Source organism: Geodermatophilus pulveris (genome assembly GCF_900188375.1).
GTDB lineage: Bacteria > Actinomycetota > Actinomycetes > Mycobacteriales > Geodermatophilaceae > Geodermatophilus > Geodermatophilus pulveris.
This window is the reverse complement of sequence record NZ_FZOO01000012.1, coordinates 72,681-98,326: the sequence shown is the minus strand read 5'-3', so window position 1 is coordinate 98,326 and position 25,646 is coordinate 72,681. Positions and strand designations below refer to the sequence as shown.

Genomic DNA, 25,646 nt, shown 5'->3' with positions numbered 1-25,646 from the left:
CCCCTCCCCCCGAGACCCGGCCGGGCCCGGCAGCACAGGCTGCCGGGCCCGGCCGGCACCACCCGGACCGCACCGCACGCCCCTGGCCGACCCGACCCACGGGGCGCACACTCCACAGACCACCCGCGGGCGCCGCGTCCGGCGCCGACGACATGGACGACGAGGTCCCATGGACGACTCCATCCTGGAGATGCGCGGCATCACCAAGACCTTCCCGGGCGTCAAGGCCCTGGAGGACGTCAACCTCAAGGTGCGCCGCGGCGAGATCCACGCGATCTGCGGCGAGAACGGCGCCGGCAAGTCGACGCTGATGAAGGTCCTGTCCGGCGTCTACCCGGCCGGCAGCTACGACGGCGAGATCGTCTACGACGGCCAGCCGGTGCGCTTCTCCGGCATCCGCGACAGCGAGCACGTGGGCATCGTGATCATCCACCAGGAGCTCGCGCTGGTGCCCTACCTGTCGGTCGCGGAGAACATCTTCCTCGGCAGCGAGCGGCGCGGCCGGCTCGGGCTCATCGACTGGAACAAGGCCAACGCCGACGCCGGTGAGCTGCTGCGCTCGGTGGGGCTGGACGAGAACCCGGTCACCCCGGTCGGCCAGCTCGGCGTCGGCAAGCAGCAGCTGGTGGAGATCGCCAAGGCGCTGTCGAAGGACGTCCGGCTGCTCATCCTCGACGAGCCCACCGCCGCGCTGAACGACACCGACTCCGCGCACCTGCTGGACCTGCTGCGCCGCCTCCGCGAGCGCGGCATCACCTGCATCATGATCTCGCACAAGCTGGGCGAGATCACCGCCGTCGCCGACAACGTCACGGTCATCCGCGACGGCCGGACCGTCGAGACGCTGAGCCTGCACGCCGGCGAGGTCACCCAGGAGCGGATCATCCGCGGGATGGTCGGCCGGGACCTGGAGAGCTACTACCCCGAGCGCGAGTCGCACCCCGGCGAGGAGGTGCTGCGGGTCGAGGACTGGACCGTCTGGCACCCCACCCAGGACCGCAAGGTCGTCGACGGGGCGAGCTTCACCGTCCGGGCCGGGGAGGTCGTCGGGATCGCCGGCCTCATGGGCGCCGGGCGCACCGAGCTGGCGATGAGCATCTTCGGCCGGGCCTACGGCCGCAACACCACCGGCCGGATGTACGTGCACGGCAAGGAGGTCCACCCCCGCAACGTCTCCGAGGCGATCGACGCCGGCATCGCCTACGCCACCGAGGACCGCAAGCACTACGGCCTGAACCTCATCGAGGACATCCGGCGCAACATCTCCGCCGCGGCCCTGCACAAGCTCGCCAGCCGCGGCCTCGTGGACGGCAACGAGGAGATCAAGGTCGCCGAGGGCTACCGCCAGAGCATGAACGTCAAGGCCCCGAGCGTGACGTCGATCGTCGGCAAGCTCTCCGGCGGCAACCAGCAGAAGGTCGTGCTGTCCAAGTGGCTGTACACCGACCCCGAGGTGCTCATCCTCGACGAGCCCACCCGCGGCATCGACGTGGGCGCGAAGTACGAGATCTACACGATCATCAACCGGCTGGTCGCGGCCGGTAAGGCGGTGCTGGTCATCTCCTCGGAGCTGCCCGAGCTGCTGGGCACCTGCGACCGCATCTACACCCTCTCGGCGGGCCGGATCACCGGTGAGGTGCCCGTCGGCCAGGCGACCCAGGAGAACCTCATGGAGCTCATGACCAAGGAGAAGGAGCTGGCGGCATGACCAGGACCGTGCCCCCGTCGTCGGAGCCGGAGGCCCAGACGGCGACCGCCCCCAAGGACGTCGCGCCCGCCGTCGCGCTGCACACCGGTACCAGCGACGTCCGCGCGCTGCTGACCAGCAACCTGCGGACCAGCGGCATCTACATCGCCTTCGTGGCCATCATCGCGCTGTTCACGGTGCTGACCGACGGGACGCTGCTGTCCCCGAACAACGTCACGAACATCGTCCTGCAGTACAGCTACATCCTGATCCTGGCCATCGGCATGGTCATCGTGATCATCGCCGGGCACATCGATCTGTCGGTCGGATCGGTCGTGGCGCTCACCGGGGCCGTCTCGGCGGTGCTGGTCATCCAGCAGGGCCAGCCATGGTGGGTCGGCGTGGTGGCCGCGCTGGCCACCGGCATCGTGATCGGCGCCTGGCACGGCTTCTGGGTCGCCTACGTCGGCATCCCGGCGTTCATCGTCACCCTCGCCGGCATGCTGCTGTTCCGCGGGCTGGCGCAGCAGGTGCTCGGCAACATCTCGCTCTCGCCGTTCCCCCAGGAGTACGGCCGGATCGCCAACGGCTTCCTCAACGGCCTGCTCGGTGGCAACGGGTACGACGCCTTCACCCTGCTGATCGGCGCGATCGCCGTCGCCGGCTACGCGGTCAGCCAGTACCGCAGCCGCATCGCCCGCATCCGCTACTCCCAGCCGGTCGAGTCCTTCCCGTTCTTCGTCGTGAAGATCGTCCTCGTGGCGGCCGTCGTCATGGCCTTCGCCTGGCAGCTGGCGCACTCCCGCGGCCTGCCGATCGTGCTGGTCATCCTGGCCGTGCTGATCCTGACCTACGGGGTCATCACCAAGCGCAGCGTCTTCGGCCGCCAGGTCTACGCCATCGGCGGCAACCTGGCCGCAGCCACGCTGTCGGGGGTGAAGGTCCGGGCGGTCAACTTCTGGATCTTCGTCAACATGGGCTTCCTGGCCGCGATCGCCGGGATCGTCTTCTCCTCCCGGTCCAACGGTGCCCAGCCCAGCGCCGGCAACATGTTCGAGCTCGACGCCATCGCCGCCGCCTTCATCGGCGGCGCGGCCGTCACCGGCGGTGTCGGCACCGTGGTCGGTGCCATGGTCGGCGGCCTGATCATGGCCGTCATGAGCAACGGCATGCAGCTCATGGGTGTCGAGAGCCAGATCCAGTCGGTGATCAAGGGCCTGGTGCTGCTGCTGGCCGTCGCCTTCGACGTCTACAACAAGCGGCGCGCCGGCGCGTCCCGCTGACGCCCGGAGCGGCCCCGCGGTGCACCCGCGGGGCCGCCCGGCGCGCACCCGGTGAGGCGGCAACGGGCCGGCTCCTCGACGCAGGAGGGGTGACGGTGGAGCCCGAGGGGGCGAGCCGAGCACTGGTCATGTCCGACGTCGCGGCTCGCGCCGGCGTCTCCCACCAGACGGTCTCCCGGGTCGTCAACGGGCACCCCAACGTCGCCCCGCAGACCCGCGAGCGCGTCGAGCGGGCCATCCGGGAGCTGGGCTACCGGCCCAACACCGCCGCGCGGGCGCTGGTCACCGGCTCGACGCGGACCCTCGGGTTCGTGGCGGTGAACATCAACCAGTACGGCCCGGCGCAGACCCTGGTCGGCCTGGAACAGGCGGCGCGGGCGGCGGGGTACTCGCTGGCGGTGACCGTGCTCGACGAGGCCACGGCGGAGGCGATGCACGACGCCGTCGACCGGTTCGTCGCCCAGTCCGTCGACGCCGTCCTGGCGCTGGCCACCTACGACGACGCGGCCGAGGCCCTGCACCTGGTGCACGCCCCCCTCCCGCTGGTCACCGTGCAGAGCGGCGGGGCGGTGGAGGAGCCGGCGGTCGGCGTGGACCAGGTCGCCGGCGCGCGGCTGGCCACCCGGCACCTGCTCGACCTCGGGCACCGCACCGTCCACCACGTCACCGGCCCGGCCGACTCCCAGGAGTCGCGGGACCGCATCCGCGGCTGGGAGGCGGAGCTGACCTGCGCCCGCGTCCCGATCCCGGCGTGCCTGCACGGCGACTGGACGCCGTCCTCCGGGTACGAGGCCGGCCGCCGGCTCGCAGCCCGCCGGCGCGCGGGGGAGGACATCACCGCGGTGTTCACCGCCAACGACCAGATGGCCCTGGGCCTGCTCGCCGCCCTGCACGAGGAGGGGCTGGACGTCCCGGTGGACGTCAGCGTGGCCGGCTTCGACGACCTCCCCGAGGCGCCGTACCTGACCCCGCCGCTGACGACGGTCCGGCAGGACTTCGCCGAGCTCGGCCGCCGGGCGGTGCAGCTGGTGCTCGCCCGCCTCGAGGGGCGCGAGCTGTCCCTCGAGCCGGTCCCGCCGGTGCTCCTGGTGCGCGCGAGCAGCGGTCCGGTGCCGGCCGGGGCGGCGCACGCCGGGGTGTGACGCCGGCCGTTGTTAGCGCTAACATCAACGGATGACGACGGACGCCGGCGGGGCGGTCACCGCAGGACGCACGGCGCTGGGGATCGAGCTGGGCTCGACGCGGATCAAGGCGGTGCTCGTCGGCCCGGACCACGCCCCGCTCGCGGTGGGCAGCTCCGACTGGGAGAACCAGTTCGTCGACCGGCGGTGGACGTACTCGCTGGAGGCCGTCTGGGCCGGCGTGCAGCAGGCCGTCGCGGCCCTCGCCGACGACGTGCGGCGACGCCACGGCGCCGAGCTGGCGGGGGTGGGGGCGCTCGGCGTGTCGGCGATGATGCACGGCTACCTCGCCTTCGGCGCCGACGGCGAGCTGCTCACGCCGTTCCGCACCTGGCGCAACACCGACACCGGCCGGGCGGCCGAGCGGCTCAGCGCGGAGTTCGGCGTCAACATCCCGCACCGGTGGAGCGTCGCGCACCTCTACCAGGCGGTCCTGGACGGCGAGGAGCACGTCGGCCGGCTGGACTCCCTGACCACCCTGGCCGGCTACGTGCACCGGCAGCTCACCGGCGAGCACGTCCTCGGCGTCGGTGACGCCAGCGGCATGTTCCCGATCGACGCCGCCACGGGCGGGTACTCCGCGCCGCTGCTGGACCGGTTCGACCGGCTGGCCGCCGAGGCCGGGGCCGGGCTGGCCCTCGCCCGCCTGCTGCCCCGGATCGCGTCCGCCGGCGAGCCGGCCGGGGAGCTCACCGAGGCGGGCGCGCGGCTGCTGGACCCGACCGGGCGGCTGCGCCCCGGCACCCCGCTGTGCCCGCCCGAGGGGGACGCGGGCACGGGGATGGTCGCGACCAACTCGGTCGCCCCGCGCACCGGCAACGTCTCCGCTGGGACGAGCATCTTCGCCATGGTCGTGCTCGAGCGCGAGCTCGGCCGCGCGCACCGCGAGCTGGACCTGGTGACCACGCCGGCCGGCGACCCGGTGGCCATGGTGCACTGCAACAACGGGGCCAGTGAGCTGGACGCCTGGGCCGGCCTGTTCACCGAGTTCGCCCGGGCGCTCGGGTCCGAGGCCGACCCGTCGACGGTGTTCGAGGTGCTGTTCACCGCCGCCCTCGACGGAGCCGCCGACGCCGGCGGGCTGCTGGCGTACAACTACCTCTCCGGGGAGCCGATCACCGACCTCGAGGAGGGGCGGCCGCTGTTCGTGCGCCCCCCGGACAGCCGCTTCGACCTCGGCACCTTCATGCGGGCGCAGCTGTTCGCGTCGCTGGCCACGCTGCGGATCGGCATGGACGTCCTGCACGCCGAGGGGGTGCAGCTGGACCGGATGTTCGCCCACGGCGGCCTGTTCCGGACCCGGGGCGTGGGGCAGCGCTTCCTGGCCGCCGCGATCGACACCCCGGTGTCCGTCGGGGACGTCGCCGCCGAGGGCGGCGCCTGGGGGATCGCCGTCCTGGCCGCCTTCGCCACCCGGCGCGCGCCGGGCCAGGGCCTGGCCGAGTACCTGGACACGGCCGTCTTCACCGGCACCGGCCTGCACACCGTGCAGCCCGACCCGGCCGACGTCGCGGGCTTCGACGCGTTCGTGCAGCGCTACGTCGCCGGGCTCCCGGTCGAGCGGGCCGCCGTGGCCCACGTGGGCACCGGCCACGGGCGGGCCGGGCCGCGGGCGACCGAGACCGAGACCACCCCCACCGAGGAGCAGCCGGCATGACCGCAACCCCGACCCGGACCGAGCGGGGCACCCACCGGGCGCAGCGCGAGCGCGTGGCCGCCCTGCACGCCGAGCTCACCGGCAACGGCCTGGTCACCTGGACCGCCGGGAACGTCTCCGAGCGGGTGCCCGGGGAGGACCTGTTCGTCATCAAGGGCAGCGGCGTCCGCTACGACGGGCTCACCTGGGAGGGCATCACCGTCTGCGACCTCGACGGCACCGCGGTCGACGGCGTGAAGAAGCCCTCCAGCGACACCGACGCGCACGCGTACGTCTACCGGCACATGCCCGAGGTCGGCGGCCAGGTGCACACGCACAGCCCCTACGCCACCGCCTGGGCGGCGCGGGCGGAGCCCATCCCGTGCGTGCTCACCGCGATGGCCGACGAGTTCGGCGGCCCCATCCCGGTCGGCCCGTTCGCCCTCATCGGCGACGACTCGATCGGCCGGGGCATCGTCGGCACGCTGCGCGGGTCGCGCTCGCCGGCGGTGCTCATGCAGAACCACGGCGTCTTCACCATCGGCCCGTCGGCGGAGGCCGCGGTCAAGGCCGCGGTGATGACCGAGGACGTCGCCCGCACCGTGCACCTGTCCCGCCAGCTCGGCGAGCCGCTGCCCATCGCGCAGGCCGACGTCGACTCCCTCTACGCCCGCTACCAGAACGTCTACGGACAGTGAGGACCGCGACGATGCGCACGGACCCGTTCGCCGGGCACGAGGTCTGGTTCCTGACCGGCAGCCAGGGGCTGTACGGCGAGGAGACCCTCCGGCAGGTCGCCGAGCAGTCCCGGCGGGTCGCCGCCGCGCTCGACGCGGCCGCCGAGGTGCCGGTGCGGGTGGTGTGGAAGCCGGTGCTCACCGACGCCGCGGCGATCCGGCGGGCGATCGGCGAGGCCAACGAGGACCCGGCCTGCGCCGGCGTCGTCACCTGGATGCACACCTTCTCCCCGGCGAAGATGTGGATCTCCGGGCTCGGTGCGCTGCAGCGGCCGCTGCTGCACCTGCACACCCAGGCCGACGCCGCCCTGCCCTGGGCGACGATCGACATGGACTTCATGAACCTCAACCAGGCCGCCCACGGCGACCGGGAGTACGGGTTCCTGCTCACCCGGCTGCGCGTGCCGCGGACGACGGTGGCCGGCCACGTGTCCGACCCGCGGGTCCGCGCGCGGGTGGGGTCGTGGGCCCGCGCGGCGGTGGCAGCCGGTGCGGCGCGGTCGATGCGGCTGGCCCGCTTCGGCGACAACATGCGCGACGTCGCGGTGACCGAGGGCGACAAGGTCGAGGCCGAGATCCGGTTCGGCACGTCGGTGAACACCTGGGGCGTCAACGACCTGGTCGCCGTGGTCGACGCCGTCGAGGACGAGGCCGTCGACGCCCTCGTCGAGGAGTACGGCGACCTCTACGCGTGGGCCGACGACTGCCGGCCCGGCGGGCCGCGGCACGAGGCGGTGCGCTACCAGGCCCGCCTCGAGGCGGCCCTGCGCGGCTTCCTCACCGACGGCGGCTTCACCGCGTTCACCACGAACTTCGAGGACCTCGGCGGGCTGCGCCAGCTCCCGGGCCTCGCCGTCCAGCGGCTGATGGCCGACGGCTACGGCTTCGGCGGCGAGGGCGACTGGAAGACCGCGGCGCTGCTGCGGGTGCTCAAGGTCGCCGCGGCCGGGCTGCCCGGCGGCACCTCGTTCATGGAGGACTACACCTACGACCTCACCGGGACGCCGCGGATCCTGGGAGCGCACATGCTGGAGGTCTGCCCGACCATCGCCGGCGACCGGCCGCGGGTCGAGGTGCACCCGCTGTCGATCGGCGGCCGCGAGGACCCGGCCCGGCTGGTGTTCACCGCGGCGCCGGGCGCGGGCGTCGTCGTCGGCTGGTGCGACCTGGGCGACCGGTTCCGCTGGGTGGCCAACGAGGTCGACGTCGTGACGCCCGGCGAGCCGCTGCCGAACCTGCCGGTGGCCCGGGCGGTGTGGCAGCCGCGGCCGGACTTCCCGACGGCGACCGAGGGCTGGCTGACCGCCGGCGGCCCGCACCACACGGTGCTGTCCACCGCCGTCGGCGCCGACGAGCTCACCGACCTGGCCGAGGTGTTCGCCACCGAGCTGGTGCTCATCGACGGCGCCACCACCCGCCGCTCGCTGGCCCAGGAGCTGCGCTGGAGCGCCGCCTACCACCGTCTCGCCCAGCGCCTCTGACTGCCTCCCGCGCCGCCCCCTATGCCTCGGGCGGCTGCGGTGGCGGCAGGGGGTCGCGGGTCACCGGGCAGGACATGCACCGCGGCCCGCCGCGGCCGCTGCCGAGCTCGGAGCCCGCGATGCGCACCACCTCGATGCCGGCCGCCTCGAGCGCGGCGTTGGTGACCGTGTTGCGCTCGTAGGCCACCGCCATCCGCGGCGCCAGCGCGAGGGTGTTGTTGCCGTCGTCCCACTGCTCGCGCTCGGCGGTGACCGGGTCCAGGCCGGTGTCGATGACCCGCAGCCGGTCGATGCCCATGGCGGCGGCCGCGGCGGTCACGAACGGTGCGGGCCCGCGGACCACGAGGTCGGTGCCGTCGTCGGCCATCCGATCGGCCCCACCTGCCCCCGCGGTGACCGTCCAGGCGACCAGCGAGTCGGCCACGGCCGGGTACATGACCATGGCGTCGACGTCGACCATCGTGGCGATGGTGTCCAGGTGCATGGTCGCCCGCTGCTGGGCGATCGGGACGACGAGCACCGTGTGCGCCAGCCCGCGGGCGAACACCCGCCGGGCCAGCCGCTCCGCGCCGCCCGGCGTCGTCCGCTCGCCGACCCCGACGGCCACCACCCCCGGGGCCAGCAGCAGCACGTCGCCGCCCTCCAGGTGCTCCAGCGAGGCGTCGTAGAGCTGCTCGGCGCCGGCGAACCGCGGGTGGTGGGCGTAGACGGCCGCGGTGATGGTGCTCTCCCGGTGCCGGGCGGGCATCGCCAGCGACGTCACCGCCACCTCGTCGCCCACCCACACCGAGGAGTCCCGGGTGAACAGCAGGTTGGGCAGCGGGCGGACGACGAAGTCCGTGCGGTCCATGAGCTCCCAGGACAGGCCGCGCGCGCCGGGCAGCTCGTCGTGCGCCACCCCGCCGACCAGGGCGCGGGCGAGGTCCGCGGGGGCCAGGTCGGCCAGGTGCGCGGCCGCGGTGCGCCGCAGCGTGGCGCCCAGCCGGGGGTCGTCGACGGCGGCGGCGACCAGCTCGGCCCGCGCGGCGGGGGTGTCCAGCACCTCGGTGAGCAGCCGGTCCAGGTAGAGCACCTCGACGCCGCGCGCGGTCAGCTCGGCGGCGAAGGCGTCGTGCTCCTCCTGCGCCCGCGGCACCCAGGGCACGCCGTCGAAGAGCAGCTGGTCGTTGTTGCGCGGCGTCAGCCGGCGCAGCTCGGCGCCGGGGCGGTGCAGCAGCACGGTGCGCAGCGGGCCGACCTCGCTGGTCGCGCCCAGGACGGCGGTGTCGGCGGTGGGTGCGCTCATGGGGCGAGGCTGGCACAGGCCGCCCACCGGGCGCGGCTAGGGTGCCCGCTGTGGACCTGTTCGACCTGACCGGCAAGGTCGCCCTGGTCACCGGCGGCACCCGCGGCATCGGCCTGATGATGGCCCGCGGCCTGCTGCAGGCCGGGGCCTCGGTCTACGTCAGCTCCCGCAAGCCCGACGCCGGCGAGGCCGCGGTCGCGGAGCTGTCGCGCCACGGCCGGGTCGCGTCGATCCCCGCCGACGTCTCCACCGAGGACGAGTGCCGCCGGCTGGCCGCCGAGCTGGGCCGCCGCGAGGAGCGGCTGCACGTGCTGGTCAACAACGCCGGGGCCACCTGGGGCGCGCCGTTCGCCGAGTTCCCCGCCGCGGCCTGGGACAAGGTGCTCGACCTCAACCTCAAGGCGCCGTTCTTCCTCACCCGGGCGTGCCTGCCGCTGCTGGAGGCCGCGGGCACCGACGACGACCCGGCCCGGGTGGTCAACGTGGGCAGCATCGACGGGCTGCACGCGCCGTCCCTGCCGACGTTCTCCTACTCGGCGAGCAAGGCCGGCGTGCACCACCTGACCCGGGTGCTGGCCAAGGAGCTCGGACCGCGGCGGATCACCGTGAACGCCGTCGCCCCGGGGCCGTTCGAGTCCAGGATGATGGCCGCCACGCTGGCCGCGCGCGGCGCGGAGATCGCCGCGTCGTCCCCGCTGGGCCGCATCGGCCGCCCCGACGACATGGCCGGCGTCGTGGTCTACCTGGCCAGCCGGGCCGGCGCCTACGTCACCGGCGCGGTCATCCCCGTGGACGGCGGCCGCGCCACGACCCTCTGAGCCGCCACCCGGCCCAGGTGCGACTCGGCCAGGGCGACCTGGTGCGGTGAGCCCACCTCCGCGCCCTCCCGGCGGGCGGCCCGCCACCACCGGCCGGCCGCGTCGAGGTCGCCGCAGCGCTCGGCGAGCCGGCCGAGCAGCTCGTCGTAGGCGCCCAGGGTGAGCGACGGCGTGCCGAGCACCGCCTGCCGGCCGCGGTAGGGGAGCAGCGACTCCGCCGCCGCGGTCCAGTCGTCCTCCCCGCCCAGCCACAGCGAGGACTCGGCCTGCAGGTAGAGGGCGACGTCGCTGGCCCAGTCGCGGACCAGCGTGCGCCCCCACCGCGCCCGCAGCCGGCGGGCCTCGGCGAGGTCCCCGGACTCCGCGGCCGCCAGCACCGCCATCTCCTGCAGCAGGGGGCTGCCCTCGTCGCCGGTCTCCACCAGCAGCGGCAGCGCGTCGCCCTGGCGGGAGTCGGCCCGCCGCAGGGTGAACTGGTGCGCCGCGTAGGCGTGCCGGGCGTGCGGGGTGACCCGGCGGAACCGCTCGTAGGCCTCGGTGGTCAGCTCCTCGGCGCGGGCGGCGTCCCCGCGCAGCCAGGCCAGCCCGCCGGCCTGCCACAGCACGTGCGGGCGCACCTCGGGTCCGCCGAGCGAGACGGCCAGCCGCCGGGCCTGGGCGTGGTCGGCCTCGAACCCGGCCAGGTCGCCCAGGTGCAGCCGGACCGCCGCGCGGTGCAGGTGGGCGGTGAACTCGGTGCGCCGCGGCAGCCCGCTCCCGGCCAGCTCCAGCGTCTCGTCGGCCGCCGCCAGCCGCAGCTCCGCCGCCCCCGGGCGCCCCCACACCGCCAGGCTGAAGTTGTTCAGCGTCCGGCCCAGCAGCTCCGGGTCGCCGGTCCGCCGGGCCAGCTCGACCGCCCGCCGGGCGGCCCGCACGCCGCGGTCGTCCGGGCCGAAGGCCAGCTCGACGCCGAGGGTGCCCAGCAGCCGGGCGGTCATCGGGTCGTCGTCGGGGCGCTCGGCGACCAGGTCGTCGAGCAGCGCCACCATGTCGTCGTCCACCACGCCGTGCGGCCGCCAGTTCCACAGCGTGACGCTGCCCCAGACGGCCGCGGCCTCGGCGAGGCACTGCCGGTCGCCGAGCTGCCGGGCCACCGTGATCGCCTCGGCGACCACCTCGCGGGCCTCCATGAGCTGGCCGCTGCGCAGCAGGTCGCTGCCGAGGGCGGTGAGCAGGTCGTGCCGGGTGCGCGCGGCGTCCGGCGCGCCGGGGTCGAGCAGGTCCAGCGCCCGCCGGGTGTGCACGGCGGCCTCGCCATGGGCCAGGCGGGCGCGGGCGGTGCGCGCCGCGGCCGCGGACCACAGCCGCGCGGGGCCGGGGCCGGTCACCGGCAGGGCCGCGACGTAGTGGTGTGCCAGCCGCTCGACCTGCTCGTCGTCGGCCGTGGTGGGCAGCCGCCGCTCGAGCGCCTCACCCAGCCGCGCGTGCAGCCGCGCCCGCCGCAGCGCCGGCAGGTCGCCGGCCAGCACCTCCTGCACCAGCGCGTGCGCGAACCGCCAGCTCCACGGCCGGGTGCCCTCGACGACCAGCCCGGCGGCGACCGCCGGGTCCAGGGCGGTCAGCGCCTCCTCGGCCGGGGTGCCCGCGGCCTCCAGCAGGTCGATGCCGACCTCGCGCCCGGCGACCGCGGCCAGCTCCAGCACCGTCCGGGTGGCCGGGGGCAGGCGGTCCAGCCGGGCGCGCAGCACCTCGCCCACCGACGGCGGGACCGGGACGGAGTCCAGGTGCAGGTCGTGCGCGCCGACCATCCAGCGGGACAGCTCGCCGACGAAGAACGGGTTGCCGCCGGTGCGGTCGTGCACCGCCGCGGCCAGCGACCGGTCGCCGACCGAGCCCAGCCGGGCGGCGAGCAGCGCGGCGACGTCGTCGGTGCCCAGCCCGCCCAGCCGCAGCCGGGTGCACGCCGGCTCCCGGGCGAGCCGGGCCAGGCAGTCGACGACCGCCCCGGACAGCTCCTCGCCGACGGTGCGGACGGTGACGACGACGAGCAGCGGCACCGCGGGGAGGTGCCGGGCCAGCAGCGCGAGCAGCGCCACCGAGGTGGTGTCGGCGCCCTGCAGGTCGTCGAGGACGACGAGCACCGGGCGGGGCGCGGCGGTGGCCGCCAGGCGGGCGCGCAGGTCCTGGAAGAGGCCGAAGCGGGCGGCGTCGGCGTCCCCCACGGCGTCCTCGGCCGGCAGGGCGAGCTGCTCCTGGCCGAGCTGCTCGAGCACCTGGGTCCACGGCCACAGCGCCGGCGCGCCGGCGTCGTCGGCGCACCGGCTCCAGGCCACCGACCACCCGGCCGCCCGGGCCGTGTCCGCGGCCGCGCCGGCCAGCCGGGTCTTGCCGATGCCGGCCTCCCCGTCGAGGACGACCACGCCCGGCCGGCCGCCGGCCGCCTGCTCGGCGACCGCCCGCAGCGCGGCCAGCTCCGCCTGCCGGCCGACCAGCTCGTCCGCGTCGGGCGCCGTGGCCGGCAGCGACGCCGGCGCGGGGACGACGGACAGCACCGGGCGGGGCACGCGCTCGGTGAGCCGCGGGTCCTGGCGCAGCACCGCCCGCTCGAGGTCGCGCAGCTCCGGGCCGGGGTCGATGCCCAGCTCGTCGCGGAGCCGGTCGGTGCACCGGCGCACCGCGTCGAGCGCGTCGGCCTGCCGGTCGGCGGCGTACAGCGCGGTGACCAGCCGCGCCCACAGCCGCTCGCGCAGCGGGTGCTCGACGACCAGGTGCTCCAGGTCGGTGACGGCGGCGTCCGGCCGGCCGGTCGCCAGCAGCGCGTCGCAGCGCCGCTCGCGGGCGCGCACGCGCAGCTCGGTCAGCCGCAGCCGGTCGGTCGCGGCGCTGGGCAGGTCGCCGAGCTCGGGCAGCGGCTCGCCGCGCCACAGCTGCAGCGCCCGGTCCAGCAGCGCCACCCCGCGCGCCGGCTCCCCGCCGCTCACCGCCCGGTCGCCCTCGTCGACCAGCCGGGCGAAGCGCAGGCTGTCCAGCTCGGCGGCGCCGGCCTGCAGCAGGTATCCCGGGGGCCGGGTGAGCAGCACGGTCGGCGGCTGGCGCGGGCCGCGGGCCGGCTCCAGCACCCGCCGCAGGTGCGAGACGTGGGCCTGCAGGGTGCCGGTGACCGCCGGCGGCGGGGTGTCGCCCCACAGCGCCGCGATGATCCGGTCGACGCCGACCACCCGTCCGGGCTCGGCGAGCAGCAGGGCCAACAGCGCCCGCGGCTTCGCGCCGCCGACGTCGACGGCCCGGCCGGCGTCGTCCTCGACCTCCAGGGGACCGAGGACGCGGTAGCGCACGACCCGCGATCCTGGCAGCTCCCGGCCCGCTGCGGGAGGCACCGGGCGCTGCCGGTCGACCGCAAGCCCGCGGCCAAGCCGGGGACAAGTGCGCGGCAAGGGGACGGCGCCAGTCTCGTCGCCGTCCCGAACCCCCGCCGCACCCGCCGAGGAAGCGCCACCATGACCAGCTCCACCGAGCTCCGCACCGCCACCCCCACCGTCCCGGCCCCGCGCCGCCCCGCCGCCGCCGTACCGGCCGCCGACCTCGACGACCTGCGCCGCCGGGTGCACGGCCCGGTCCACGCCGCCGGTGAGGAGGGGCTGGCCGCCGAGGTCGCCACCTGGAACGTCGCCGTCCGGCACACCCCGGCCGTCGCCGTGGGCGCGACCTGCGCCGCGGACGTCGCCGCCGCCGTCGGCTGGGCCGCCGCGCGCGGCCTGCCGGTCGCCGTCCAGGCCACCGGGCACGGACCGGTCCGCAACGCCGACGGCGCGGTGCTGGTGTCGACCCGCCGCATGCAGGGCGTCTCCGTCGACCCGGTCCGCCGCACCGCCCGCGTGGAGGCCGGCGTGAAGTGGGAGAAGGTGCTGGCCGCCGCGGCCGAGCACGGGCTGACCGGCCTGTGCGGGTCGTCGTCCGACGTCGGGGTTGTCGGCTACACCCTCGGCGGCGGGATGGGCTCCCTGGGCCGCCGGTACGGCTTCGCCGCCGACGCCGTCGTCTCCTTCGACATCGTGACCGCCGACGGCGCGCTGCGGACGGTGAGCGCCGACACCGAGCCCGAGCTGTTCTGGGCGGTGCGCGGCGGCAAGGCCAACTTCGGCATCGTCACCTCGCTGGAGTTCGGGCTCTTCCCGGTGCGCTCGGTGGTCGGGGGCGGCATCTTCTTCGCCGCCGAGGACGCCCCCGCGGTGCTGCACGCCTTCCGCGCGTGGGCCCCGACGCTGCCCGAGGAGGTCGGGACGTCGATCGCCGTCCTGCGGCTGCCGCCGATGGAGGAGCTGCCCCCGCCGCTGCGCGGGCAGACCGTCGTCCACCTGCGCTACGCCCACTGCGGGGACGACCCGGCCGAGGGTGAGCGGCTGCTCGAGCCGATGCGGGCGGCCGGGCGGATCGTCGTCGGCCACGTCGCCCCGCTGCTGACCACCGAGCTGGACGCGGTGCACATGGACCCGAAGGACCCGATGCCCGCCTGGGAGAAGGGCATGCTGCTGGCCGAGCTCACCGCGGAGACCGTCGAGGTGTTCCTCGCCGCGGCCGGGCCGCAGGTGCAGGTGCCGCTGGTGCTGGCCGAGATCCGGCTGATGGGCGGCGCGCTGGCCCGCGCGCCGCGCGTGCCGAACGCGGTGGCCGGCCGGGACGCGGCCTGGTCGGTGTTCGTGCTCGGCCCGATGGTGCCCGAGCTCGCCGAGGTGCTGCCGCGGGCCGGCCGCGGGGTGCTGGCCGCGCTGCAGCCGTGGGCGGCGCCGGGGTCCATGACCAACTTCCTCGGCGACGTCTCCGAGCCCGCCGAGGTGGCCGCCTCCTACCCGCCGGCGGTGCGCGAGCGGCTGCTGGCGCTCAAGGACGCCGTCGATCCCGGTGGCGTGTTCTCCTCCGGCCACGCCCTGTCCCCGCGCGGCTGAGGAGGGCGCGGGCGGCTCAGGCGGGCTGGTACTGCCTGCGGCGCGCGCCGAGGGCGGTGAGCCCCCGGCGCACCCCGACCGCCACCGCGCCCAGGGCGAGGAAGCCGTCCTCGTCGGCCGGCCGGGAGGTGCGCAGCAGGCCGACCAGCCGGTCCAGCGCGGCCTCGGTGGCGGCTATCCGCTCGTCCCGGTGGTCCGGCGTCCCGTCGGTGCTGTGGTGCGGCGTGCGGACGACGCCGGCCAGCCCGGACAGCGCCTCGGCGAGCACCCAGCCGGTGCCGGCCTCGACCCGGTCGACACCGCGCCTGTGCGGCTGGAACTCGACGACCAGCGAGGTGAGGTCGTCGACGAGGACGGCGACGCGGTCCAGCGCGCGGGACTCCTCCCGGATGCCGCGGGCCCGGCCCTGCCAGCGCCGGGCCCGCGGGTTGGCCCGGCGGGCCCGCTCGACCGCGGCCTCGGCGGCGCGCATCCGCTCCAGCGCCCGGTCCAGTGCCTGCGAGCGACCGGACCACTCGGCGGGCTCGGGGACCCGGCCCTCGCGCAGCGTCACGGCGATCCCGTCGAGGTGCGCGGCGAGCAGCGAGCGGGTGGCCGAGATCTGCTCGACGGCGCGGGTGAGCTGCAGCGGCGGGAAGAGCACGGTGGTGACCAGCACGCCGATCACGCCGCCGAGCAGCGTCAGCCCGGCGTAGCGCAGCACGTAGGCGGCGGGGTCGTCGAGGCCCACGGTCATCATCAGGACGGCGGCGAAGCTGACCCAGCTGGCCTGCTCGCGCCACAGCCGCCACTGCTCGACGGCGACCGCGGCGGCGACGATCAGGGCGATGGTGAGCGCGTTCGGCACCGCCCGGGTCAGCTCGTACAGGCCCACGGCCAGGGCGAACCCCGCGAGGATGGCCAGCACGCTGCGCCAGGCGGCGCCGGCCGAGTCGGCGATCGTGGGGTGCACCGCGATCACCGCGCCGAGCGGGGCGTAGTAGGCGTACTCGCTCAGCAGCGGCGGCAGCAGGACGGCCACCTGCCAGGCCAGCCCGGCCGCCACCGCGGCCCGCACCCCGCGCTGCACGGCGGGACGGTGCAGCCGCACCCACAGCGCTCCCACGGGAGCCAGGGTGACCGGTGCCGGGACCCACCGCCGCACCGGGTCCCCCTCCCGCAGCGTGGGACACCTCTTCCCGTGCGGTGGGAGGAGGGCGACGCTCGGCCCGTGGACACCTACACCCACGGGCACGCCGAGCCGGTCCTGCGGTCCCACCGGTGGCGGACGGCGGAGAACTCCGCGGCGTACCTGCTCCCGCACCTGCGACCCGGCCTGGACCTGCTGGACGTCGGCTGCGGCCCCGGCACGATCACCGTCGACCTGGCCGGGCGCGTGGCCCCGGGGCGGGTGCTGGCGGTCGACGTCTCGCCCGACCCGCTGGACGAGGCCCGGGCGCTGGCCGTGGAACGGGGCCTGCCGGTCCGGTTCGCCGTCGGCGACGCCTGCGCCCTCGGCGCCGCCGACGACTCGTTCGACGTGGTGCACGCCCACCAGGTGCTGCAGCACCTCACCGACCCGGTCGCGGCGCTGCGCGAGATGGCCCGCGTCTGCCGGCCGGGCGGGCTGGTCGCCGTCCGGGACGTCGACTACGCCACGGTCACCTGGGCCCCGGCGGACGTCGGCCTGGACCGCTGGCTGGACCTCTACCACCGGGTGGCCCGGCGCAACGGCGCCGAGCCCGACGCCGGACGCCGGCTGCTCGGCTGGGCGCACGCGGCCGGGCTGCGCGACGTCACCGCCTCGGCGAGTGCCTGGTGCCACGCCTCGCCCGCCGAGCGGGAGTGGTGGGGGACCTCCTGGGCCGGCCGGGCGACGGCGTCGGCCTTCGCCGAGCAGGCACTCGCCTCCGGGCTGGCGACGACGGCCGAGCTGGCGGAGGTCGCCGCCGCCTGGCGCCGCTGGGCCGCCGCGGACGACGGCTGGCTCGGGATGCTGCACGGCGAGCTGCTGGTCCGCGTCTGACAGCCGCCCGGCCGGGTGTCGTGCGGGTCACTACGCTGGCGGCTGCGGTCCGCACGCCGGGGAGTCCGCCCCGTGGGCCGCGAGAGGGGTGTCGCCATGGCGCTGGATCCCGGGGTGCTGGCCGAGCTGGGGTCGATCGTCGGCCGCGAGCACGTGCGGTCCGGGGCGGGCGAGGTCGCGCCCTACGCCCGCGACGCCACCCCGCTGTTCTCCTCCCCGCCCGACGCGGTGGTCTTCCCGGCGCGCACCGCGGAGGTCGCTGCCGTGCTGCGGCTGGCCACCGCCCACCGCATCCCGGTGGTGCCCCGCGGCGCCGGCTCGAACCTGTGCGCGGCCACGGTCCCGCTGCAGGGCGGCATCCTGCTGGTGCTGACCCGGATGGACCGCGTCCTGGAGATCAGCAACGAGGAGTTGCTGGTCCGGGCCGAGCCGGGCGCCACCACCGCCACGGTCGCCGACGCCGCCGCTGCCAAGGGGCTGCTGTTCGCCCCGGACCCCGGCAGCCGCACCGTCTCCACCGTCGGCGGCAACGTGGCCACCTGCGCCGGCGGGCTGCGCGGCCTCAAGTACGGCGTCACCCGCAACTACGTGCTCGGCCTGGAGGTGGTGCTGCCCACCGGTGAGGTCATCCGCACCGGCGGCCGGCTGTGGAAGGACGTCGCCGGCTACGACCTGACCCGGCTGATGACCGGCTCGGAGGGCACGCTGGGGGTCATCACCGAGGTGACGCTGGCGCTGCTCCCGATGCCCGCCACCGCCAGCACCGGGGTGGCCTACTTCTCCTCGCTGGCCGACGCCGGCCGCGCGGTCACCGCGATCCTCGGCCACGGCGTGGTGCCGGCGACGCTGGAGTTCCTGGACCGCACCTGCATCGGCGCGGTGGAGGACTACGCGAAGCTGGGGCTGCGCTCCGACGCCGGCGCGCTGCTGCTGTTCGGCGACGACGGCGAGGCCGACGCCGTCGAGCGCAACCTGACCCGCATGGGCGAGCTGTGCGCCGACGAGGGCGCGCTGGAGGTCACCGTGGCCAAGGAGGTGGCCCAGTCCGAGGCGCTGCTGGCCGCCCGCCGCTGCGCGCTCCCGGCGCTGTCCCGGCTGGACACGCTCACCGTGCTGGAGGACGTCACCGTGCCCCGCCCCCGGCTGGCCGAGATGGTCGACCGGATCGACGACGTCGCCGCCCGGCACGACCTGGTGATCGGCACGTTCGGCCACGCCGGCGACGGCAACCTGCACCCGACGGCGGTGGTCGACGTCCGGGACACCGAGGCCGCCGAGCGCACCCACGCCGCCTTCGCCGAGATCTTCACCGCCGCCATCGGGATGGACGGCACGATCACCGGCGAGCACGGCGTCGGGGCGGCCAAGCTGCCCTACCTGCGCCAGCGGCTGGGTGACGACCAGATGGCGCTGACCCGGCGGATCAAGACCGCGTTCGACCCGGCCGGCATCCTCAACCCCGGCAAGGTGGGCTCATGAGCGCCGAGGTGTCGCCGGGCACCGACGCCCTCGCCGCCGCCGGGCAGACCCGCGGCATCTTCCCGGCCGAGCTGCTCGACCGGTGCATCTCCTGCGGCTTCTGCCTGCCGGCCTGCCCGACCTACGCGCAGAGCTTGGACGAGGCCTCCTCCCCGCGCGGCCGGATCACCCTGATGCGCGCCCTGGAGACCGGCGTCCTGGACGACGACGACGCGACGCTGCGCGAGCAGGCCTCCTACTGCCTGGGCTGCCGGGCCTGCGAGCCGGTCTGCCCGGCGGGGGTGCAGTACGGCGAGCTGCTGGAGCACTGGCGCTCCCACCAGTGGCAGGGCCGCCGCCGGCCGCCGCTGGCGCGGGTGCTGACGAACGTCGTCGTCCGCAACTGGCTGGTCCGCCGGCTGGGGCTGTTCTCCCGGCACGCGCGCACGGCGACCGCCGCGCCGCAGGGCCCGCACCTGATGCTCGGCTGCTTCGAGCGGGCGCTGTTCCCGGCGGTGAGCCGGGCCGCGCGGCGGCTGCGCCCGGAGCTCGACGCCCCTGGCGACCAGGGCTGCTGCGGGGCGCTGCACGCCCACAACGGCGACCTGGAGCTGGGCCGCGAGCTGGGCCGGCGGCTCGGCGAGCAGCTGCCCGGCACGATCGTCACCACCGCCGGCGGCTGCGCGGCGCACCTGGCCTCGGTGCTGGGCCGCGACCGGGTGAAGGAGTTCTCCGAGTACGCGGCCGCCGACCCCGCGACCGCCCTGGGCGAGCTGCGGGTCGACGGCCGGCGGGCGCGGGTCGCGCTGCAGGACTCCTGCCACCTGCGCAACGGCATGGACGTCTGGCGGGAGCCCCGCGAGCTGATCGCCGCGGTCGCCGACTACGTCGAGCTGCCCGGCGCGGCGCAGTGCTGCGGCTCGGCCGGGTCGTACTCGCTGCTGCGCCCGCGGGACAGCCGCCGGGTGCTGGCCCCCAAGCTCGACCAGATCGAGGCCGCCGGCGTCGACTACGTCGTCGCGGTCAACCCCGGCTGCCAGCGGCAGCTGGTGGGCGGCCTGCGCCGCCGCCGCTCCCGGGTGCGCGTGCTGCACCTGACCGAGCTGCTGGCCGCGGCCCAGGACGGCGGGCTGCCCCGCCGCCGGCTGCGCCTGGGCCTGCGGTCCGGACGCCGCGCCGAGGTCCCCGCCGACGAGCCGGCCGGCACCGCCGCGCACCTCAACGACCGGCCGCTGCCCGACGACCCGGGCGCGGCCGCCGCCGGCCGCCCCGACGCGCTGGACGGCTCGGCCGGCCCGGACGACATCCGGTGACACCGTCGGCCTCCCGGCCGACACCGCGGCCAGGTGTCGTCCCGGTCCGCGTGGAGCCGCTGCCCGTGTCCCGGTCGGGAGACCCTGCGGGCCTCCGCGACCGGTCCACCTCAGCCAGGCGCCGTCCGCCGATGGTGGGGTAGGACGGCGTCGTGGCCACCGTCGCCGTGACCGGCTCCACCGACGGCATCGGGCTGGCCGCGACGCGGACCCTGCTGGCTCGCGGCCATCGGGTGCTGGTGCACGCCCGCAGCGAGGAGCGCGGCCGGCCGGTGGTCGACGGCCTCGACGGCGACGTCGCGCTGGTCACCGGGGACCTCGCGTCGCTGGCCGCGGTGCGGGCGCTGGCCGACCAGCTGCGCGCGCACGCCCCGCTGGACGCGCTGGTGCACAACGCGGGCGTCTGGGTGCGCGGCGCGGTGCCCGGGCGCAGCCGGGACGGCGTGGAGACGACGTTCGCGGTGAACGTGCTCGCCGCCCACCTGCTCACCGCCCTGCTCGGCGACGCGGTCCGGGAGCGGGTGCTGTGGCTGGGCTCGGGCATGGCCCGCTCCGGCCGGCTGGACCCCGCCCGGCTCGGCGCCGAGGAGGACCCGAAGCGGGCGTACGCGCAGTCGAAGGCCGCCGACGTGGCCCTCGCCGCCGGGTGGGCCCGGCGGCTGCCCCGGGTGGCCTCGGCGGCGGTCGACCCCGGCTGGGTGCCGACGAAGCTGGCCAGCCGCGGGGCGCCCGGGCAGGTGCAGCGCGCCGGCGACGATCTGGCCTGGTGCGCCACCGAGGCCGACCTGCGCGCGGCGCCCTACTGGCGGGACCGCCGTCCCACCCCGGTGCCCGCGCCGCTGCGCGACCCCGGGCTGCAGGACGCCCTGCTGGCCGGCTGCGACCGCCTCGCCGGCCTGGGACCCGACGGCCGCCCGTGACCGGGCCGGCCCGCGGACGCCGGGGTCAGGGGCGTCCGGCGGCCACCAGCGGGGCCTGGCGCGGGTAGAGGTGCTGCTCCAGGCAGTCGACGAGGAAGGCGGCCAGGTCGGCGCGGTCGAGCCAGGTCGCCCGGGCGGAGGTCGAGGCGTGGTGCTCGACGGTTCCGGTGCCCGGGCCGTCCTTGAGCCGGGGCGGGCGGACCAGCGTCCAGTCGCGGTCGCTGGCGGCCCACACCGCGTACTCGGCGGGCTTGTCGGCGACCGCCGCCCCGCCCAGCCGCTGGATGAGGAAGGAGATCACCCGCGCGCTCGGGGACTTGCGGTCGCCGGGCACGTCGATGCCGGCGCCGCTGACGCCGACGAAGCGCGGCACGCCGGCCTGCTGCATCACCGGCACCAGCGCGGCGGCGGTGTCCCGGTGCAGCGTGGTGTCCCCGCGGCCGGGGCCCAGCGCGGAGACGACGGCGTCCGCGCCGGCCACCAGCCCGGCCAGCGCCGCGGCGTCCCGGCTGGAGCCGGTGACCACCCGCACCCGGCCGGTGAGGTCGCCGAGCCCGGCGGGGTCGCGCGCCAGCACGGACACCTCGTGCCCGCGGCGCAGCAGCTCGGCGACCAGCGGCCGGCCGGTGCGGCCGGTGGCACCCAGGACGGCGACTCTCACGGCGTTGCTCCTCGGGTGGGGTCCATGCATGTACGGTACATGGACAGGGAGGCGCGGTGAGCCAGGACGACCTCGCCCGCGTGGACCGGGCGCTGCTGCGGCTGCGCCGGATGTGGGACGCGCCGGCCGGCATCGAGCACGAGGGCGCGGTCGTGGAGGGCTCCACCCTGCTGGTCTGCCTGGCCGTCGAGGAGGCCCTCGGCGGGGGCGTGCCGGAGGTGGGCGTCGTCGAGGTCGCCGCGGCGCTCGGCGTCACCCACTCCACCGCCAGCAGGCTGGTCAGCCGGGCCGCCGCGGCGGGCATGGTCGAGCGGCGGACCTCCCCGACCGACCCGCGCCGGGCCGCGCTGACCGCGACGCCGGCGGGGCACCGGCTGGTGGCGGCGGCGCGGGCGTTCCGCACCGGCCGGCTCGCCGCGCTGCTGGCCGGCTGGCCGCCCGGCGACGTCACCGCGCTGGCCGACCTGATGACCCGCTTCGCCGAGGCGGCCACCGCGCCGCCGCCCTGACCCGCGCGCCGGCGCGATGGGCAGGAGTGCCTCCCCTCAGCCGTCCTGGCGGGCGGCGTTGGCCTGGACGGCGGTGCTCACGTACCGCGCCAGGCCCGGGGCGATCGCCTCGTAGGTGGCGGTGAACCGCTCGTCCTCGACGTACATCCGGCCCAGGCCGGCGTGCACCTGCGGCGGGCAGTCGTGGAACCACCGGGCGATGTGCTGCCGGTGCTCCTCGGCGAGGTCCATCGCCGGCTCCGCGTCGGCCGGGACACCGGCCCGCATGGCCTCGGCCAGGCGCCGGGAGACGTCGTCCATCTCGTCCTTGATGCGGACCCAGTCCTCCTTGTCGTACGCGCGGGTGCGCCGCTGGGACTGCGCCCACGCCTCGGTGTCGCCCCAGCGCTCCTCGGCCTCCGCCTCGTAGCGCGCCGGGTCGTGCTCGCCGAAGAGCTCGAACCGCTCCTCCGGGGTCAGTGCGATCCCCATGTGCCGTGCCTCCATCTCCTTCTCGACGGCCGCGACCACCGCCCGCGTCCGCTCCAGCCGGTCGAGCAGCAGCCGGTGCTGGCGGCGCAGGTGCTCGGCCGGGTCGGCGTCCGGGTCGTCGAGCAGCGTCGCGACCTCCACGAGGGGGAACCCGAGCTCGCGGTAGACCAGCACGCGGTGCAGCCGGTCCAGGTCCTCCGGTGCGTACCGGCGGTAGCCCGCCGCCGTCCGGCCGGACGGCGACAGCAGGCCGATCCGGTCGTAGTGGTGCAGCGTGCGCACCGTCACCCCGGCCAGCGCCGCGACCTCGCCCACGTTCACGGGCCCTCCCTCCTGACCCCCGGAGTGCACAGCCTGACGTTGCGTCAGGGTCAAGCGCGGACACCGCACCGCGTCCACCCGGCCGGATGACCCCGGTCGCTGACCAGCGGTGATGGGCTGCGCACGGGCAGTGGGCCGGGTCGCCTCGTGAGCCACCGTGTGGCACCGTCGATCGTCGGTGGAGACGGCCCCGTGCAGGAAGAGTCCGAGAGGACGCCCCGCCAGAGGACTGCGCGGTGCCGTCCCGGCCGCCCTCCGGGCGCAGTGCACGCACGACGATCGACGAGGGCCCCGCCACGACCGGTGGGGCACGAGAGGGGTGCGGCCGGCATGTGGGACTACGTGCTCGAGCGGCGCGAGCTGATCGCCTTCCAGGCGTTCCAGCACGTCAGCCTGGTGGTGCAGTGCGTGCTGCTCGGGACGGTGATCGCCCTCGCGCTGGCGGTGCTGGTCTACCGGAGCCCGGCCGCCACGGCCCTGGCCAACGGCGTGTCGGCGGTGGGCCTCACCATCCCGGCGTTCGCGCTGCTGGGCATCCTGCTGGCCCCGTTCGGCTTCGGCATCACCCCGGCCGTCATCGCCGTCACCTTCTACGCGGCCCTGCCGGTGCTGCGCAACGCCGTCGTCGGGCTGGCCGGGGTGGACCGCTCGCTGGTCGAGTCCGCCCGCGGCATCGGCATGAGCCGGTCGGCGGTGCTGTTCCGCGTGGAGCTGCCGCTGGCCTGGCCGGTCGTGCTCGCCGGCATCCGCATCTCCACCCAGATGGTCATGGGCATCGCGGCGATCGCCGCCTACGTGCTCGGCCCCGGCCTGGGCGGCCTGATCTTCTCCGGCCTGTCCCGCCTGGGCGGGGCCAATGCGCTCAACTCCACGCTGGTCGGGACGATCGCCATCGTCCTGCTGGCCCTCGTCCTCGACCTGCTGCTCGTGCTGGCCGGTCGCCTCACCACCCCCAGGGGGATCCGTGTCTGAGACCACCACCCCCGAGACGCCGGCGTCCGACGCCGCCGTCCCGCAACGCCGCGTCAGCGGGGTCGCCATCCGCCTCGACGGGGTGACCAAGCACTACCCGGGCCAGGACCGGCCGGCCGTCGACGACGTCGACCTGGAGATCCCGGCCGGGGAGACGGTCATGTTCGTCGGCCCCTCCGGCTGCGGGAAGACCACCCTGCTGAAGATGCTCAACCGGCTGATCGAGCCCAGCGGCGGGCGCATCCACCTGGACGGCGAGGACGTCACGGACCAGGACCCGGACAAGCTGCGCCGCCGGATCGGCTACGTCATCCAGGCCGGTGGGCTGTTCCCGCACATGACCGTCGCCACCAACATCGGCCTGGTCCCCCGGATGCTCGGCTGGGACAAGCCGCGCACGGCCACGCGGGTGGACGAGCTGCTGGACCTGGTCGGCCTGGACCCGGCCGTCTACCGCGACCGCTACCCCCGCGAGCTCTCCGGCGGGCAGCAGCAGCGGGTGGGCGTGGCCCGCGCCCTGGCCGCCGACCCGCCGGTGCTGCTGATGGACGAGCCGTTCGGCGCCGTCGACCCGGTCACCCGGCTGCGGCTGCAGGACGAGCTGCTGCGGATCCAGGAGGAGCTGGGCAAGACCATCGTGTTCGTCACCCACGACTTCGACGAGGCGGTGAAGCTCGGCGACCGGATCGTCGTGTTCGACATCGGCGCGCGCGTGGTGCAGTACGACACCCCCGACGCGATCCTGGCCAGCCCCGCCGAGGAGTACGTCGCCGACTTCGTCGGCGCCGGCGCCACGCTCAAGCAGCTCACGCTCACCCGGGTCGGGGACGTCGAGCTGGAGCAGGTCACCACCGCGGCCGTCGGCACCGACGCGGCCGCGGCCGTGGCGGCGGCCCGGGCGGCCGGACAGGACTTCGTCGTCGTCCTGGACGAGCGCGGGCGGCCGATCAGCTGGCCCACCCTGGCCGAGCTGGGCCGGGCGACGACCGTGCCGGCCACCGTGGACCCGCGGCTGCCCGTCGTCGGGGTGCGCTCCACGCTGAACGACGCGCTGGACACCATGCTGGCCGCCAGCCAGGGCGGGGTGGTCGTGACCGGCCGCCGGGAGGCGCTGGCCGGCGTGCTCAAGGTGGAGGCCGTCATGGCCGCCATCCGGCGCTCCCGCGCGGAGGTGGCCGGGTGACCCTGTCCACCGAGACCCCCCAGCGGGGCGCGCCCGAGTCGGCGACCCGGCGCGCCGACACGGCGTCGGACGGCGCCGACCGCGCCGGCTGGCGGGCGCTGGCCACCCAGCCGCTGCTGGTCCTCGCGGGGTTGCTGGCCTTCGCGGTGTGGCGGGTCAACGCCACCCTGACCGAGACCGAGGCCCGCCAGCTGGGCTGGGCGGCGCTGTGGCGCAGCACCCGCGAGCACCTCCTGCTGACGGTGACGGCCGCGGTGATCGTGCTGGCGCTCGCCGTGCCGCTGGGGATCGCCCTCACCCGCGCGCCGCTGCGCCGGATGAGCCCGCTGGTCATCGGCGTGGCCAACACCGGCCAGGCCGCCCCGGCGATCGGCCTGTTCGTGCTCCTGGCCACCTGGCTGGGCTTCGGCTTCGGGACGACCGTGGTCGCGCTGGTCCTGTACGCGGCCCTGCCCGTGCTGCGGAACACGATGGTCGGCCTGCAGGGCGTCGACCCGCGCCTGGTGGAGGCCGGCCGGGGGATGGGCATGAGCGCCGCCGCCGTCCTGTTCCGGGTGGAGCTGCCGCTGGCCGTGCCGGTCGTGCTCTCCGGGGTGCGCACCGCGCTGGTGCTGCTCGTGGGCACCGCGACCCTGGCCACGTTCATCAACGGCGGCGGCCTGGGGGTCCTGATCAACACCGGCATCACGCTGTCGTTGGACTCGCTGCTGGTCAGCGGGGCGGTGCTGGTGGCGCTGCTGGCCCTGGCCGTCGACTGGCTGGGCCGCGTCGTCGAGCACGTCGCCCGGCCGAAGGGACTGTGA

At 76.1% G+C, this 25,646-nt stretch carries 21 protein-coding genes; 16 read left to right on the top strand and 5 right to left on the bottom strand.

The window, feature by feature from the left end; all coding sequences use genetic code 11:
• The first annotated feature begins 169 nt into the window (after positions 1–169).
• The 6 genes from mmsA to araA all read left to right on the top strand — a co-directional run bounded on the left by mmsA (position 170) and on the right by araA (position 8,005).
• Positions 170–1,708 carry a multiple monosaccharide ABC transporter ATP-binding protein gene (gene mmsA, locus CHB98_RS19590; protein ID WP_089307279.1) on the top strand — a complete coding sequence of 513 codons (1,539 nt, stop codon included), beginning with the start codon at positions 170–172 and terminating at the stop codon, positions 1,706–1,708.
• Complete coding sequence (mmsB, locus tag CHB98_RS19585; RefSeq protein ID WP_089307278.1) at positions 1,705–2,970, top strand: multiple monosaccharide ABC transporter permease; 1,266 nt, start codon at positions 1,705–1,707, stop codon at positions 2,968–2,970. The genes mmsA and mmsB overlap by 4 nt, the downstream gene beginning before the upstream one ends.
• A 128-nt stretch (positions 2,971–3,098) precedes the next feature.
• The gene (locus CHB98_RS19580) at positions 3,099–4,112 is read left to right on the top strand and encodes a LacI family DNA-binding transcriptional regulator (protein ID WP_179224703.1); all 1,014 of its coding nucleotides are present in this window, start codon (positions 3,099–3,101) and stop codon (positions 4,110–4,112) included.
• A 31-nt stretch (positions 4,113–4,143) separates the two neighbouring features.
• Positions 4,144–5,808, top strand: coding sequence for a xylulokinase (locus CHB98_RS19575; RefSeq protein WP_089307277.1), 1,665 nt, complete (start codon positions 4,144–4,146; stop codon positions 5,806–5,808).
• Entirely contained in the window at positions 5,805–6,485 is a 681-nt protein-coding gene (locus tag CHB98_RS19570) for an L-ribulose-5-phosphate 4-epimerase (protein WP_089307276.1), read from the top strand. Before CHB98_RS19575 ends, CHB98_RS19570 begins: the two co-directional genes overlap by 4 nt.
• Positions 6,486–6,496: 11 nt before the next feature.
• Positions 6,497–8,005, top strand: coding sequence for an L-arabinose isomerase (araA, locus tag CHB98_RS19565; RefSeq protein WP_089307275.1), 1,509 nt, complete (start codon positions 6,497–6,499; stop codon positions 8,003–8,005).
• Positions 8,006–8,024: 19 nt separating this feature from the next.
• Here the strand turns inward: araA and CHB98_RS19560 are convergent, their stop codons facing one another.
• Entirely contained in the window at positions 8,025–9,290 is a 1,266-nt protein-coding gene (locus CHB98_RS19560) for an arginine deiminase (RefSeq protein WP_089307274.1), read from the bottom strand.
• Positions 9,291–9,340: 50 nt separating this feature from the next.
• Between CHB98_RS19560 and CHB98_RS19555 the strand changes: the two genes are divergently transcribed.
• Complete coding sequence (locus tag CHB98_RS19555) at positions 9,341–10,108, top strand: SDR family oxidoreductase (protein ID WP_089307273.1); 768 nt, start codon at positions 9,341–9,343, stop codon at positions 10,106–10,108.
• Here CHB98_RS19555 and CHB98_RS19550 read toward each other — a convergent pair.
• Entirely contained in the window at positions 10,054–13,422 is a 3,369-nt protein-coding gene (locus tag CHB98_RS19550) for an ATP-binding protein (RefSeq protein ID WP_179224701.1), read from the bottom strand. The two genes, CHB98_RS19555 and CHB98_RS19550, sit on opposite strands and share 55 nt — an antisense overlap.
• Before the next feature lie 162 nt (positions 13,423–13,584).
• Between CHB98_RS19550 and CHB98_RS19545 the strand changes: the two genes are divergently transcribed.
• Complete coding sequence (locus CHB98_RS19545) at positions 13,585–15,030, top strand: FAD-binding oxidoreductase (protein WP_089307321.1); 1,446 nt, start codon at positions 13,585–13,587, stop codon at positions 15,028–15,030.
• A gap of 16 nt (positions 15,031–15,046) precedes the next feature.
• Here the strand turns inward: CHB98_RS19545 and CHB98_RS19540 are convergent, their stop codons facing one another.
• Positions 15,047–16,135: an FUSC family protein gene (locus CHB98_RS19540; RefSeq protein WP_179224696.1), complete on the bottom strand. Its 1,089-nt coding sequence runs from the start codon at positions 16,133–16,135 to the stop codon at positions 15,047–15,049.
• 105 nt (positions 16,136–16,240) lie between these two features.
• Between CHB98_RS19540 and CHB98_RS19535 the strand changes: the two genes are divergently transcribed.
• The 4 genes from CHB98_RS19535 (at position 16,241) to CHB98_RS19520 (ending at position 20,726) form a co-directional block, all read left to right on the top strand.
• Entirely contained in the window at positions 16,241–17,035 is a 795-nt protein-coding gene (locus CHB98_RS19535; RefSeq protein ID WP_089307270.1) for a methyltransferase domain-containing protein, read from the top strand.
• Between the two features lie 96 nt (positions 17,036–17,131).
• Positions 17,132–18,514: an FAD-binding oxidoreductase gene (locus CHB98_RS19530; protein ID WP_089307269.1), complete on the top strand. Its 1,383-nt coding sequence runs from the start codon at positions 17,132–17,134 to the stop codon at positions 18,512–18,514.
• Complete coding sequence (locus CHB98_RS19525; RefSeq protein ID WP_089307268.1) at positions 18,511–19,806, top strand: (Fe-S)-binding protein; 1,296 nt, start codon at positions 18,511–18,513, stop codon at positions 19,804–19,806. Before CHB98_RS19530 ends, CHB98_RS19525 begins: the two co-directional genes overlap by 4 nt.
• A 152-nt stretch (positions 19,807–19,958) precedes the next feature.
• Entirely contained in the window at positions 19,959–20,726 is a 768-nt protein-coding gene (locus CHB98_RS19520; RefSeq protein WP_089307267.1) for an SDR family NAD(P)-dependent oxidoreductase, read from the top strand.
• 25 nt (positions 20,727–20,751) lie between these two features.
• Here the strand turns inward: CHB98_RS19520 and CHB98_RS19515 are convergent, their stop codons facing one another.
• Positions 20,752–21,387, bottom strand: coding sequence for an NAD(P)-dependent oxidoreductase (locus tag CHB98_RS19515; protein ID WP_179224694.1), 636 nt, complete (start codon positions 21,385–21,387; stop codon positions 20,752–20,754).
• A gap of 56 nt (positions 21,388–21,443) precedes the next feature.
• Here CHB98_RS19515 and CHB98_RS19510 point away from each other — a divergent pair, with 56 nt between their 5' ends.
• A complete protein-coding gene (locus CHB98_RS19510; protein ID WP_089307265.1) occupies positions 21,444–21,896 on the top strand; it encodes a MarR family winged helix-turn-helix transcriptional regulator in 453 nt (150 codons plus the stop codon).
• 36 nt (positions 21,897–21,932) lie between these two features.
• On the opposite strand, the gene CHB98_RS19505 is transcribed toward CHB98_RS19510, so the two are convergent.
• A complete protein-coding gene (locus CHB98_RS19505; RefSeq protein ID WP_089307264.1) occupies positions 21,933–22,688 on the bottom strand; it encodes a MerR family transcriptional regulator in 756 nt (251 codons plus the stop codon).
• A gap of 330 nt (positions 22,689–23,018) precedes the next feature.
• Between CHB98_RS19505 and CHB98_RS19500 the strand changes: the two genes are divergently transcribed.
• Genes CHB98_RS19500 through CHB98_RS19490 form a run of 3 tightly spaced genes read left to right on the top strand, consistent with a single transcriptional unit; the run spans position 23,019 to position 25,646 of the window.
• Positions 23,019–23,660, top strand: a complete 642-nt coding sequence (locus tag CHB98_RS19500; protein WP_089307263.1) for an ABC transporter permease — start codon at positions 23,019–23,021, stop codon at positions 23,658–23,660.
• Positions 23,653–24,843: an ABC transporter ATP-binding protein gene (locus CHB98_RS19495; RefSeq protein WP_089307262.1), complete on the top strand. Its 1,191-nt coding sequence runs from the start codon at positions 23,653–23,655 to the stop codon at positions 24,841–24,843. The genes CHB98_RS19500 and CHB98_RS19495 overlap by 8 nt, the downstream gene beginning before the upstream one ends.
• Positions 24,840–25,646 (top strand): ABC transporter permease, encoded by an 807-nt coding sequence (locus CHB98_RS19490; protein WP_179224692.1) that lies wholly within the window; start codon positions 24,840–24,842, stop codon positions 25,644–25,646. Before CHB98_RS19495 ends, CHB98_RS19490 begins: the two co-directional genes overlap by 4 nt.